We start from the raw sequence: 13,165 nt of genomic DNA, 5'->3' as shown, positions 1-13,165 counted from the left end.
GTTTGAACAGACGGGTCTTGCAGTTACAGGGACCTTGTCTGTATAAGACAAGGTCCCTGTCCCCTTAAATGGTATACTTTAGGTAAGTCCTTTTGGAAGGAACATACGGAAAGGAGAGAGTAGAGTGAAGTTGAACAAAGTACGTTGGGGGATTATTGGGTGCGGAGATGTAACAGAAGTCAAGAGTGGGCCTGCCTTTCAAAAAGTTCAGAACTCAGAGTTGGTTGCGGTTATGCGGAGAACAGGTCATCTTGCTGAAGACTACGCAAGAAGGCACAATGTTCCAAAGTGGTATGATAACGCGGATGATCTGATTCATGATCCGAATGTTGATGTGGTCTACATCGCTACACCCCCTGGTTCACATATGGAATATACTCTGAAAGCTGCAAAAGCAGGGAAACCTGTGTATGTGGAAAAACCAATGGCACGGAATTTCACTGAATGTGAACACATGATAGAAGCTTGTCAACATGCAGGGGTTCCCTTATATGTTGCTTATTACCGGAGGGCACAGCCCCGTTTTTTAAAAATAATAGAGCTTCTAGACAATCAAGTCATTGGAGATATCCGTTCAGTTAGCACGACCCATTTTCAACCAGTCTCTGAGGATATCCTCACTTCCGATCGTCATCTCCCTTGGCGACTACAACCTGAAATTTCAGGTGGTGGGCTATTTTTTGATTTAGCTAGCCATACATTAGACATTTTGGTATTTTTTATTAGGCCCGATTAAAAGTGTTCAAGGCTATGCTTCCAATCAAGCAGGTTTGTATCACGCAGAAGACACCGTTACCGGAACGTATCTTTTTGAATCCGGCGTCCACGGTATCGGTAATTGGTGCTTTTCTTCATTTGAACAAGCGGATACGAATAAAATCGTTGGGAGTAAAGGGACCATCACATTTCCCACTTTTGAACATCATCCAGTTGTATTAACGACAGCAGAAGGAAAAGAAGAATGGCATTTTGATCCATTAGAACATGTCCACCAACCTTTAATAGAGACGATTGTAGCTGAATTAACCGGGAATGATGTGCAGTGCCCAAGTACTGGACCATCAGGAGCTCGAACAAACTGGGTTATGGATGAAATGGTGAAAAATTATTATCAGTAATATAGGGGACAGGGACTTTGTCCCCTGCTGATTTACCAAAATATTAGGGACAGGGACCTTGTCCCCTGCTAATCATCCACAAGACAAGGTCCCTGTCCCCTTGATAACTCCCAAGTTGTTCGTTATAATGAACAGTAACGTTGGGATCTTTTCTAAAACGGGAAATTATCATGCTCAAAGGGGAGCTGGTCATTGGTTATGATCAACAGGGTGATGAAGTACGCCGGTATATTATTGTTGTTGTCTGGGGTTGGTTTGATTTCCTATGCTAGTTTTCATCTGTTCATTCAACAAGAGGAGCAAAATATGGCGCTGAATGAAGCGAAGGCGCAGGTTTTTTCTGCAGAGAAGGAAGTACTTGGAGCAAGCACCTCTACGTATTCTTTTGAAAAGGGCGATATCATTGGAGTTCTAGTAATTCCTAAGCTAAACCGAGAACTTCCCATTATTGAAGGAACGGATGAGGAAGAGCTTGAAAAAGGGGTTGGGCATTACTCTTCAACTAAGCTGCCAAACCAAAAAGATCGTATCTTCTTAGCGGGTCACCGGGATACTACATTGCGGGAGATGGGGAAGCTTGAAGAAGGGGATTATTTATTGATTGAAATGACAACTGGAACCTATACCTATGAAATTTTCGAAATGTTTGTGGTCCATGAAACCGATATGTCTGCTGTCCAATCTACCAAGCCTAATGAAATCCTCACGCTTTCTACCTGCTTTCCTTTTGATTACATTGGAAGTGCAGAAGAGAGATATATTATTAATGCGAAACGAATATATTAAACGAAACATTCAAAAGCCGAGCTCTCTGATCAACAGAGAGCTCGGCTTTTATGTATTTTAGAATGCCTATGAGCCAATCATCTTGTCAACTCTGATCTATACCTAAGTAGCTTATTTACCATAACCAAACTGAATCCAGCAGCCGTCAATAATCCACCGATGGCAAGCAGTGTAAAGGTACTCGTTGCCGTATCAGGTAATCGCGGTCCATCTACTGGCAGCAACCCACCAATTGTACCCTCTACAAAAAACTTGAATTCTACTTCTGTTTGGAGTCCTTGATAGTCATTCCCAAGTTGGGCGGGAAATTCAACAGTATAACTCAACTCTTCTTCTTCTGATTTAGCGAGCATTCTGGAGTCTAGTCCTTTAAAATCCCCAATCTTACCATAATAGAGCTCACTCTTAGAATCCGACACCCTTACCATCAGTTCGTTATAGAGTTTCTTTGAGCCTGACTTTAGGTGTACTGTCATTTTATAAGTAAAATCTTCTCTCCCTTTGTTGCTCACCATAATGCTTCGATCTGCCCAATCACCAGGCTTCATGTTGCTTACATCGAAGAGCACACCTGTTGGAGTTGTTGCAATGTCCACTTCCGGTATGGTGTCATTTGGTGCAGCGGCTGCATAGTTTACACCCGTCATACACATGAGGAGAACAGGGAGAAGGATGACTAGATATCTTAACAACGAACGATTTCTCATATTTTCACGTCCTTATCTTTGGACATTTTATGAAGCCTTATTTTCAACCGATTTAGTATGTTTAGATTGTAATTCAATCTCTGCTAGCGCTCTCCAAATCGTGTACAGGGAATAGGCAATGAGTAAGAGCCCAGGGATAAGTAATAGAAACGCACCGTTCTTAGAGTTTGTAAAATTGATAAAATACCCTAGATACGGGATCGTAAATCCTTTGTATTCAGCGACAACATTGTCCGAAAGAACGGGATTACGATCTTCCACATCATTATTATCCCCTTTTGTTCTATACATCACTTGGTCCCCGCTCTTCATAACCTCTGTAATTCTATGCGTGACCAACACATCTTCTTCCTGTAAAAAGGTAATTACATCGCCTTCTGCAAATCGAGTCATATCCCCACCAGGCTTAACAGCAATGATGGAACCTGTTTGTATATCTGGTTCCATGGAACCAGATAAAACTGTTTTCAGCTGATATCCAAATGCCTGAGGCTCTCCACCAGAAGCCTTTGATGAAATCACTACAATAGCCATAAGAATTAACACAACATATAACACAGCTGTTGCTGCATTGCTGAACCATTTCAATAGCTTTTTACTATTCATGTGTATCAACCTTCCTCTGAATTCTTTTCTATTTTTTCCATCTGGTTCTGGTACCTCTGGGGTCTCTGGTTCATTCTTTTCAGGATCTTCCACGATGACGTCTGATTCCTCTGTATTCGCTGGAGTCTTTGGCTCTTCCGGTTGATCTTCTCCCTCTGTTGGTTCTGGTGTCTCTTCTACAGGAGCTTCTACTTCCTCCTCCTTGTTTTCAGGAGAATCTGTAACCGGCTGCTCCTCTTTGGTCTCTTTATTATCAGACTCTACTTCTTGTGGTTCTTCTATCACTTCTGGTTCCTCTTCAAGGATTTCCTCTTCAGGCTGGTCACAACTTACCACGATCTTACTACTCCATATTTCTGTTCTTCCTTCATCGTTCTCACCATAGCCAGGTCGTTGATACACCTTAAACATATAGGCCCCATCTGCACTAGCTTGATAGGAGAGTGTAATTGACCCGTTTTGTTCAATCGGTTGAATTTGACCTTCCTCCACCTTCTCCCCATTTTGATTTGGTTCCCCATCAGTAGAGTAATAGATTTCATACTCTGTTGGCCCAGTCATTGAGAATCCAGTGTTTTTCACTACTACTTGAAGTTCTTCCTGAGGACAAGCTGCTATGGTCTCCCCGTTATGACCCCCAACTTGTAGATTACTCCCATCAAACCAGGTTCCTGCCTGAATGGACAGGGTCTCATTAGAAGAATCACTAAAATAGGCCGTTGTATTGGAAGTTAAATAGGATACCGTAAAAATCATCACGTAGCCAATCAGCATGATTTTACCCGATATCATCAGTTTTTGATTGCTTTTCGGAAATCTTCTTAGCCTTGAATATCTCAAATTCAACCACTCCCCGCCTACACTCTGTCAATAAAAAGCTATTTATTTTATCTCGTCTAACTACTAAGCCATACCTTACACGACATAAAATAAATTAGAGGAAAGGTAAGCAGATGCTTACCTCTCCTAACAAGATTGTTATCTTCTTTCTCCGTCCGTTTGTTTTGCTTCAAATGTCCACTCAAGAGAAAGAGAATCTCCCTGGAATTCATTTTGATCATCTTGATTATCTACAAACTCAAATTGAACATAGAAATTGTCTGAAGTTCCAGTTTTCAAACCACTGTTTTCTCCAAAGAATGACCAAATTTTCTCTTGAACAGCATCTGGAGCAGTTCCCTTTAAATCATGTAAAGTCGTTGAATAGATGATATTATTGGGTTTCACAATGCCACTCTTATCTATGTTTTGAAGGAAATTCACCCGAATATGTTCACCCATATCATTAATATTATCTCCACCTGCATCCGTGACTGAATAATCTGTTGTAAGAAGTACCCGTGAAATATCAAGAGATCCATCATTGTTTAATTTGAATGTTCTATTCATCCAGTCACCAGGTTTAATATTGTCAACATTAATAATCACCTCTGGATCAACTGATAAATCCAGAGTCCCTGCCGCGAATGTGTTAGTTGATGTCTCTGTGTCATTAAAGTACGCATATGTACCCCCACCAACCAATGACAAACCTAATGCCGCAGACGCTACCCCTAAACCTAATTTTTGCTTAATACCCATCTTATAATTCCTCCTAAAGAATTTTTATCGTTCGCTAAAATGAATATTTGTTCGTTTTAACGAACTTCCAATGTGAGTATATTCTATATATGCTTGAGATGCAAAACTCTAAATAATCTAGATATCTTTAAAATTAGTGTATAAATCTCCTATTTTCTCATGAATACTCTACTATTCTTACTATTTTGTTCTTTATAACGAACGTATAACTTTGTAAAAGGGTTTTCTTTCCATACTGGAAGGTGAAAATATACTCCATTATTTTTATATAATTAAAAGTAATTAATTGTAAATGAAATTGACACTCTAGCAGTGTTCTTACCTTTTTATTAAACCGTTGACTCACCAAAAAAAGGAACAAAGACATTGTCCTTGTTCCTTTTACTTAGAGAATATCTTTTAAAAGAACTTACAACATAGTTCCTTTTAAAAGCTTCCTCATTACAAATTCTTTTTTTAGTAATCTAATGTCAGTATTCTATTTGGCGATACATTTTAAGCAGTATGAAAAAACCACGATTTAAATTATTCTTCCTAACTTCACTTTATCTATAAGTAGTATAAAAAAGTTCCACTTTAGCTGGATTGAAATTGACTATAGAATGTTTTTGAATACTGCTTATCAATATCGGAAAGTATCTGAGCTATTCTATCCCTTGTATCTACTGTAATATTGGAATCATTTTCTTTCGATACATATTGTATAAAAGGTTTAACACGCAATATGGGACAAGTGTTATCCTGTCTCCCTTTCCATTCACCATGAGGGTTTGTCAAAATAACAACTGGCTTTATTTCTACGTAACATCCATGTTTTTCGAGAAGTTTTTTTAGTTGATTTGCGTGATAAATAGACTGATGTTGAGGATTTTTTACGACCGTCTTCTTATGTACTGTTCCTTTACTATTGGCTGGGTACCACAACCATCCATCTTTATGAGGATAAAACTTTCCAGTAATGTCTTTTGTCTCGATGCAATAAATCGTATCTTGTCCAATTAACACATGATCTATCTGTGTTCCTTGTACTCCATTAGGGATCACTAGGTCATTCAATAATAAAAAGTGATTAGGTAATTGTGTTTCAATGGCCTGTGATACTTTATTCTCTCCGGCTTCACCTAACTGAAGATTTATCTTTTGATTTACCTCTCTTAACTGCTGTCTTTGGTTTTTACATAGCTTTCTAAGAACCATTTCACGACCTACAAACCATCCAACAATAAGACCTACAGGGAAAACGTTATATAACATGACTCCTAATACCGTCATCCAGATGAGCGATTGTTTCGTTAACTCCTTTTTATTTAATTGCTTTATCTTGGCGATCTCTTTTTCTAATGTATCTTTAACGTATTTCGCCTCTTCTCTTTGCTTTTGCACAACTGTTTGCCTCTTTACAACTAAAGCCATAATTATTCCATCCCTTATAATTTTTTACAAATAAATCCATGTAGTACAATTACGACAAGGAAGTGTAAATACCTTTAATTTTTTACATTTACCTCCATAAAGTTACCTCATGAATTGCCCTCTATTAATATTTTTTTGCTATAATGAATCCATCACTTACAAAAAGTTACATATTTCTTACTAGATTTTATATTGTCGAAAGTGGGGTAGAAAAATGTCTTTTCTTACAAATGTATTAAATGCCTTTACAGATAAAAGAGAGATGAAAGAACCTGAAATTTACAAAGAATTCAATGAAACATCCCATATGATAGCAAATTTGACTAGATTAATAGAAAATAAAGAACCAAACATTGATCTAAAAAAGGTACGAAAAACATTTGAAACTATTTACCATAGGGCAAACAGGAGAAAGAAATGTCCTATTTGAACTTCAGAATTCTATGCTTCCTCTGGTAGTACTACATGACGTTTACCTTGAATACAAGGATTATAGAGCCCAATTAGATTTTGTTATCATTACTCATCAGTTTATTATGGTCCTAGAAGTGAAGAAATTGTTTGGCAATATCCACGTTACAGATAAAGGTGAATTCCAACGAGTCATCACTAGGCATAACAAGGTCGTTAACAAAGAGGGCATGTATAGTCCCATTAACCAAGTAGAAAGACATGTAGCCATTCTCGAAAAACTCCTTAAGGAAAATGGTATAGTTGAAAATTATCCAGTCAAATATGCTGTTACTTTTGCTAATCCTAAGACCATATTGGACATTTCTAAAGAGGCACCAGCTAGTATACAATCTAGTGTAATTCGACATGACCAAATCAAATCTTTCATTAAGAATGAATTAGACAAAAAGAAGCGCGTGGTTATAACTGACCAGAAGGTCTACGAAATTGCTGAAATTGTTCTAAAATATAATAAAGAAAAAACTTTTAACATTGAAGATTATCAAATAGAACAACAAGAGGCAATCGAACAGGATTTATCAAGTAAAAAAGCTGCTACAAATATAACTACTGTTAATAGTGACTTAAAGAAAGCCTTACTAGATTACCGTTTAAAACGCTCCAAAGAACTCAATGTGAAGCCTTACTATATATTTACGAATAAAATAGTAGATAGTCTTCTAGAAAGAAAGCCCCAAACAGCAAACCAACTACTAGACATTGAAGGCATTGGTCAGAAAAAAGTCGAAGAGTTTGGAGAGGATATAGTATCTATCTTAAATAAAAACGAAAGCCCTGAGGGCAAAAAACCATTTACTACCGTGAAGAATCAATCAGAAAGCAAAAGCAGAGAAGAAATAAAATCAGCTTTAATTGCATTTAGAACAAGGCGCTCCAAAGAATTAAATGTTAAGCCCTATTACATTTTTAAGAATACCACCTTAGAATCTATTCTTGATAAGAGGCCTACCACCATTCATGAACTTTTAGAAATAGAAGGAATCGGACCCAAAAAAGCAGAAGAGTTTGGTCAGGAAATAGTGAGCATTATAAAATAATGGTAGGGACAGGGACCTTGTCCCCGGCAAGACCTAGGGACAGGGACCTTGTCTCCAACTAATCAACTTAGCCACAAGACAAAGTCCCTGTCCCCTCGTCACGTCCATGTGCCGTATAGTCGCCACGGTTGTTGGATGTCAAATATTTCTGGTTGCTTGATGTTTTGAAATGCTTGTGGGGAGAGATCAATCCAGCCGATGGATTGTTCCTGTTGTACATGGAGGGCAATCGTGTTCCACAATCCTTTTTGTTCAAAGAGGTCGTTCCAGAAATACTTTACTTGACTATAAAATTCCCCTTTTTGGTTTTCATGGATAAAGAAAAAGCGAGAAGAGTCGTAATTTTCATAGCAAGTCATCTTATGTAAGTATTCATCGGATAGATCTCTTTCAGATAATGGGAGTGGGTAATAGCATTCATAAGGAAACATTCCTAGAGCATTTTCCTTCAACGATCGTAGCCTAATTCTTTTTTCGTTGACCGTTTCCACTGGAGTCCAGGTTGGACCATTGTCTTGGAGCTTAGAAAAATCTCTACATGTAAGGCAATGAAACGTAACCAGCTGCTCCAATCCTAATTTTTGACAAACTTTATTAGCCGAAACATTAGGTTCGTTTGTGGCTGCCCCTATAAACGAAATCGTCGGATTGTTCTTCATTTCCTCTATGATTTCCAAAAGTAGCTTCGTAGCATATGCTCTCGAAAGATATCTTCTATCTGTTCGAAGTCTTCCTAAAATGGCAAACCGATTCGCAAACACTGAATATCCAGCAACGGTCACAATTCGTTCGTCCTCCAGAAGACCATACAGGAAGTTATCTGGGCGTTGAAGAAGATTCTCAAAAGCTCGTACAACGTAATCATCTTCTATCCCAGTGTCCATCTCTTTTATTTTTGAGAAATCATCTAATGATAGTCTTTTTACTTTCATTGCTGAGCACATCAAATCTTCACCTCTTTTGCTGAAGGGACAGGGACCTTGTCCCCTACTAAATTATTCACTACCAAAGATAGGCACCCTGTCCCCTACTCCATTACCCACCACCCAAGACAAAGTCCCTGTCCCCTCCTCCTCACCCAAGTGCTTCGTGGTCTGCGAATATTTTGACATTCTTGTGCTGACAAAGTGCGGAGGCAGGAAATTCTTCAGATACTTCTTTGTTCATTAACCTTCTTAACGCCGCGGATTTCCGTTCTCCTGATACAAGTAAAACAATTTCCTTACTCTTCATAATGGATTGAATTCCCATGGTAATCGCATGAGTAGGCACTTCGCTCATGCTGGAGAAATAGCGAGAGTTTGCCTTTCTCGTGGATTCAGTGAGCTTGACTAGATGGGTAGTAGAGAGAAATGAGGTACCAGGCTCGTTAAAGCCTATATGCCCATTCTCACCAATGCCTAAGATCTGCAAATCCATTCCTCCAGCTTGATCCTAGTTTTTTTTCATACATCTCGCATTCCTGCGCCACGTCTGTACACATTCCATTTGGTATGTGCGTATGGGACGGAGGAATATGAATATGGTCAAATAGATTCTGTTTCATATATGTATAATAGCTATTATGATGACTTTTGTGGAGACCAAGATATTCATCCAGATTAAACGTTTGAACATGCTGATAGCTTGTTTCCTTGTTCTCATAATCCTGAATTAAATACCGATAGGTTTGTAGAGGCGTTCCTCCCGTTGCCAGTCCAAGAGTCATGGTTGGTTCCTCTCGTACACGAGTGGCAATATAGTCCGCTGCTTGCTTACTCATGGACATGTAATCAGGTGCTTCAACTAGCTTCATTTACCATCCCTCTTTTCGGTAGACGATTTTTCCTCGACAACAGGTTAACAGGACATCCATTGAGTCGTTCACAACAACCAAATCTGCATCTTTCCCTACACGAATACTACCTTTACGGTCCAATACGCCCAGTTGCCCAGCTGGATTTTGCGATGCCATGAGAATCGCTTCACGAACACTGCATCCTGTAAAGGTCATCATATTGTGAATTCCTTCATTCATTTTGAGCACACTCCCGGCCAATGTTCCGTCCCGTACTGTCGCCCGGTCTCCTTTAACGGTAACTTCTTGACCACCTAACTCATATCTTCCGTCAGCTAGCCACTTTGCTCTCATTGAATCAGTGATAAGCGTAATCTGTTGGGCCCCTTTTGCTTTAAACGTAGTCTTCATCACCTGCGGATGAACGTGCACTCCGTCTGGGATCAACTCGACGATAAAGCCGTCCATGGAAAGGGCCGCTCCTACAACCCCTGGTTCACGGTGATGCATCCCTCGCATTTGGTTATATAAATGAGTAACTTGATTTGCACCGCACTCATACGCTAGCACCATGTCTTGATAACGTGCATCACTGTGGCCAATTGAAACGGTGATTCCAAGTTCTCTTGCTCTTTCTACAAACACCATGCCATTTTCTTCTTCTGGTGCCACTGTGACAACTTTTATAGACTGACCACTTTCCACATACCACTCATGAAGCTGTGGAACGGATGGCGGAACAATACAACCAACCGGCTGAGCTCCTGCACGATGGGGAGATATAAAAGGGCCTTCTAAGTGAACACCCAACAATTCCGCTGCTCCTACCCTCAAATCCTCTTGATACTTTTTCACATTATGTAAAGCTGCGCTGATCGCCTCTTTGCTCTGGGTGATGGTCGTTGCAAGAAAGCTGGTCGTTCCTTCTTTCGGTAAAATGGCAGCCATTCTTTCTAAAGCTTCTTCCGTCGCATCCATTGTGTCAAACCCATCTGCCCCGTGAATATGACCATCTATAAAACCGGGAAGAAGAGAGAGTGTCGAATCCATGGAAAAGTCGAGTACTTCCTCTTCCTGGCCTTCAAGCAACTCCTCTAATTTTCCAACCTCCACTATTTTCCCATCGTTTATTCTCACATAACCACGTTCAATGGTTGAGGCCTCTTCATATACCTTAATTCCTTTAAGTAAAAGCTTTGACATAAGCTCACCTCTGTTTTGGATTGAGATCGTTTAGATTGGCCTTTATTCTATTCTACAATATGCACGCGTAAACTCCAGTTTGCGATATAAGAAAATAATATAGGGACAGGGACCTTGTCTTTAGCTAAATGGTTCATTAGCTCGGACAAGGTCCCTGTCCCTTAAATCTTGAATTCCTAGAAAATGGACTTAGAAATTTGGAATTGAAGAATCAACGGTAAAGCTTATTGAGTAGAATAGGAGTATATTATTCACCCCTCTTATTTATACTCCTGTTGTTTATTCACTTATGATTGCTAGGAGCTTTCAAGGGGACGGAAAAATAATAGAAAATTCTGATTAAAGCGTCATTGGAACCGTCCCCGTGGTTCCCTGTGGTTCCCTGTAAAGTCAGTGGTATGGATTTCAAAGACTTTCACCCTTTTTATCTGTAAAGTCCCTAATAACAAATATAAAAGATGAATCTGAGTGTGTTTCTTGCCAATTTGCTTTTAAAGTCTTGCGAATTAACTGAACAATCACTCTTGCTCTTGAAAAAAAGACAATTCTTCCTGCTAGTTCCTTAGTAATATTCTTTGTTATTTTGTTTAGGATATTATTGCTGTTAAAAAAATCTCCCGCTATTCCAGTAGAAACGTTTTCACAAAGCTTCACTATTTTTTGTCCGTTATTATTAAATGAAGTCAATTTACCACTCTCTGTATAGCCCGTAATACGGCTGTCAGCCGATAATAGAACTCCTTGATTTTCCCCGAATAAATCAGTTACTACTAATGAAGATATTAAAGTCATCTTTATCACTCTCCCATTTCAAGCAGTTAAGACATTTTTAATATATCAACTTCATGCAAATCGTCATTACACTATTCTAATAAAGGATAATAGATAAACAAGCAATTAAAATTAACCCAAAGAAAGTTTGGTAAGTTATTACTATCTTTTCGAATCCTTTCATACCAGTACCATCCCAGGATTTATTTATAGCTTCTGGACGCCCATTCTAAACTAGAGTTTTTACTCTCACTCATTTTATTTTCAATACTTTGGCTGAGTTCCGATAAGTGGATGTATGAAGAGATTTCCATTAGGTATGTTAACTTCCCAAAAAAATCTTGATATATTTTAATAATACCATTTGATATAAGAACTACCCCAATAAATGCTATATATAATGTAAGAAAAGATGTACCCCCTTTTATATTCCCAACTCTAATTTCGAAGAAAGCGTTTGTTAGTAACCCCGTTATTAATAAAGCAATACTTAACTGCCTCAGAATATCGCCCAAGGGAAATTTACTCCTTATTTTAATGAGTTCAATTTCTTTATCAATTAACTTACTTAATATTAATAATTCTTCATTTGTAGTAATGTACAACCTTTTCATAACTACATTAAACTCTTTTGTTCCCAAAATACGATAAGGATTAGATTTTATGGTTTCATTTAACTTATACTTACTTTGTTTGTTAGCTACAATAAAAAGTAATATATAAATAGCCAAACAAATTAGCATCCCTACATTATTTTTGGTATAAAAGAAATACAATAAAAGCCCCGCATCAACCACATATATGAATAGATATAAAAATATTAGTTTGTTTATTTTTGAGCTTCTTTTTAAGGAAGCTCTAAAACCAAAAGCCTTTTTATACTCATCTAGTACTCTCTGGATAAACATTAACTTTCTCCCTATTTAGTATGATTTATGATTAGCTCTTTAAAGAAAGCTCTAAAATTTTAATTTTCCTCAAAATCTAATAACAATAATTTTTCGTAGCTTTCTTGATTGATGTTTTTTGCAGTCTCCATAAATATTTCCTTCATCCGTTTATCAGAAATCTCTTTTCCCTCTTTATTTTCTTCTTTTACTCGTTTCCACTCAGCCTTTAAAATAACTTGCCTTAAATAATGTAAACATTTAAGATTTTTTCTATATGTATAACCTCATTTTTATACATTGCAGAATCCTGTAGTAATAATTTTGTTGTTTCATCTTGCAGTTTTATTTAATTTTTTGATACTACCTCTGTAGGATTAAGATACAGTTCTATATGATTATTTAGGAATACAATCTCATTTGTTATTGAATTTAGTTTAGATTTACCTTCTTCCAAGATATCGTTAAACATCTGCATTTGATGATATGCATTCTTGTCATATTGACTAAATAAATCTCTTACATTATTTATCCACTTAACCCTTTCATTATTAATACTATTAATAAATCTGTTCTTACTGGCTAGTTAATTATTTCTTATTCCAAGTAAAATAGTCACACCAAAACCGAGAAGTCCTAACCTACTGTAACATAATCTTTTAATTCCATATGTAACCTCCGTAATTAGTAACTACATTATTTAATATGACTTATTTAAGAGTCCATAATATAATCATAACAAAATACACTGAAAAATAATTAAAAATAAATCCACATTTTTACTGATATTATGAAATGAGTTTAC

Annotated in this window: 13 protein-coding genes and 1 pseudogene; 5 read left to right on the top strand and 9 right to left on the bottom strand. The window is 37.6% G+C overall.

Annotated elements, in window-relative coordinates; translation table 11 throughout:
- The first annotated feature begins 124 nt into the window (after positions 1-124).
- The 3 genes from M44_RS29585 (at position 125) to M44_RS15355 (ending at position 1,904) form a co-directional block, all read left to right on the top strand.
- A complete protein-coding gene (locus M44_RS29585) occupies positions 125-736 on the top strand; it encodes a Gfo/Idh/MocA family protein (RefSeq protein ID WP_337444136.1) in 612 nt (203 codons plus the stop codon).
- Between the two features lie 34 nt (positions 737-770).
- Entirely contained in the window at positions 771-1,118 is a 348-nt protein-coding gene (locus M44_RS29580) for a hypothetical protein (protein ID WP_337444135.1), read from the top strand.
- A gap of 198 nt (positions 1,119-1,316) precedes the next feature.
- Complete coding sequence (locus M44_RS15355; protein WP_050771009.1) at positions 1,317-1,904, top strand: class D sortase; 588 nt, start codon at positions 1,317-1,319, stop codon at positions 1,902-1,904.
- A gap of 77 nt (positions 1,905-1,981) precedes the next feature.
- Here the strand turns inward: M44_RS15355 and M44_RS23695 are convergent, their stop codons facing one another.
- The 4 genes from M44_RS23695 to M44_RS23690 form a co-directional block, all read right to left on the bottom strand.
- The gene (locus tag M44_RS23695; protein WP_010174987.1) at positions 1,982-2,611 is read right to left on the bottom strand and encodes a hypothetical protein; all 630 of its coding nucleotides are present in this window, start codon (positions 2,609-2,611) and stop codon (positions 1,982-1,984) included.
- A 27-nt stretch (positions 2,612-2,638) separates the two neighbouring features.
- Complete coding sequence (sipW, locus tag M44_RS29575; RefSeq protein WP_155814981.1) at positions 2,639-4,063, bottom strand: signal peptidase I SipW; 1,425 nt, start codon at positions 4,061-4,063, stop codon at positions 2,639-2,641.
- Between the two features lie 132 nt (positions 4,064-4,195).
- Positions 4,196-4,798 carry a CalY family protein gene (locus M44_RS15340; protein WP_010174983.1) on the bottom strand — a complete coding sequence of 201 codons (603 nt, stop codon included), beginning with the start codon at positions 4,796-4,798 and terminating at the stop codon, positions 4,196-4,198.
- 576 nt (positions 4,799-5,374) lie between these two features.
- Positions 5,375-6,211 carry a nuclease-related domain-containing protein gene (locus tag M44_RS23690; protein ID WP_010174981.1) on the bottom strand — a complete coding sequence of 279 codons (837 nt, stop codon included), beginning with the start codon at positions 6,209-6,211 and terminating at the stop codon, positions 5,375-5,377.
- Positions 6,212-6,425: 214 nt separating this feature from the next.
- On the opposite strand from M44_RS23690, the gene M44_RS28420 reads away from it, so the two are divergent.
- Together M44_RS28420 and M44_RS23685 are read left to right on the top strand one after the other, a co-directional pair.
- A complete protein-coding gene (locus tag M44_RS28420; RefSeq protein ID WP_010174979.1) occupies positions 6,426-6,641 on the top strand; it encodes a hypothetical protein in 216 nt (71 codons plus the stop codon).
- 13 nt (positions 6,642-6,654) lie between these two features.
- Positions 6,655-7,722, top strand: a complete 1,068-nt coding sequence (locus M44_RS23685; protein WP_010174978.1) for an HRDC domain-containing protein — start codon at positions 6,655-6,657, stop codon at positions 7,720-7,722.
- A gap of 98 nt (positions 7,723-7,820) precedes the next feature.
- Here M44_RS23685 and M44_RS15325 read toward each other — a convergent pair whose 3' ends face one another.
- From M44_RS15325 to M44_RS15305, 5 genes and pseudogenes are all read right to left on the bottom strand, one after another.
- Positions 7,821-8,666 (bottom strand): GNAT family N-acetyltransferase, encoded by an 846-nt coding sequence (locus tag M44_RS15325; protein ID WP_010174977.1) that lies wholly within the window; start codon positions 8,664-8,666, stop codon positions 7,821-7,823.
- A 130-nt stretch (positions 8,667-8,796) separates the two neighbouring features.
- A pseudogene (gene nagB / locus M44_RS23680) lies at positions 8,797-9,517 on the bottom strand (glucosamine-6-phosphate deaminase).
- On the bottom strand, positions 9,518-10,702 hold the full coding sequence (gene nagA, locus M44_RS15315; protein ID WP_010174971.1) for an N-acetylglucosamine-6-phosphate deacetylase: 1,185 nt from the start codon (positions 10,700-10,702) through the stop codon (positions 9,518-9,520).
- 405 nt (positions 10,703-11,107) lie between these two features.
- The gene (locus M44_RS15310) at positions 11,108-11,494 is read right to left on the bottom strand and encodes a hypothetical protein (RefSeq protein WP_010174969.1); all 387 of its coding nucleotides are present in this window, start codon (positions 11,492-11,494) and stop codon (positions 11,108-11,110) included.
- Positions 11,495-11,676: 182 nt separating this feature from the next.
- On the bottom strand, positions 11,677-12,381 hold the full coding sequence (locus M44_RS15305; protein ID WP_010174967.1) for a hypothetical protein: 705 nt from the start codon (positions 12,379-12,381) through the stop codon (positions 11,677-11,679).
- Positions 12,382-13,165: the final 784 nt, after the last annotated feature.

It is taken from the genome of Bacillus coahuilensis m4-4, from assembly GCF_000171615.1.
Lineage (GTDB): Bacteria > Bacillota > Bacilli > Bacillales > Bacillaceae_K > Bacillus_T > Bacillus_T coahuilensis.
This window is presented reverse-complemented; position numbering and strand designations above follow the sequence as displayed.

Coding starts and splice junctions, on each gene's coding strand:
- nagA (WP_010174971.1), bottom strand. CDS start 10,702: ATGTCAAAGCTTTTACTTAAAGGAATTAAGGTATATGAAGAGGCCTCA.
- M44_RS15305 (WP_010174967.1), bottom strand. CDS start 12,381: ATGTTTATCCAGAGAGTACTAGATGAGTATAAAAAGGCTTTTGGTTTT.
- M44_RS15340 (WP_010174983.1), bottom strand. CDS start 4,798: ATGGGTATTAAGCAAAAATTAGGTTTAGGGGTAGCGTCTGCGGCATTA.
- M44_RS23685 (WP_010174978.1), top strand. CDS start 6,655: ATGCTTCCTCTGGTAGTACTACATGACGTTTACCTTGAATACAAGGAT.
- M44_RS15325 (WP_010174977.1), bottom strand. CDS start 8,666: ATGTGCTCAGCAATGAAAGTAAAAAGACTATCATTAGATGATTTCTCA.
- M44_RS28420 (WP_010174979.1), top strand. CDS start 6,426: ATGTCTTTTCTTACAAATGTATTAAATGCCTTTACAGATAAAAGAGAG.
- M44_RS15355 (WP_050771009.1), top strand. CDS start 1,317: ATGATCAACAGGGTGATGAAGTACGCCGGTATATTATTGTTGTTGTCT.
- M44_RS23690 (WP_010174981.1), bottom strand. CDS start 6,211: ATGGCTTTAGTTGTAAAGAGGCAAACAGTTGTGCAAAAGCAAAGAGAA.
- M44_RS15310 (WP_010174969.1), bottom strand. CDS start 11,494: ATGACTTTAATATCTTCATTAGTAGTAACTGATTTATTCGGGGAAAAT.
- M44_RS23695 (WP_010174987.1), bottom strand. CDS start 2,611: ATGAGAAATCGTTCGTTGTTAAGATATCTAGTCATCCTTCTCCCTGTT.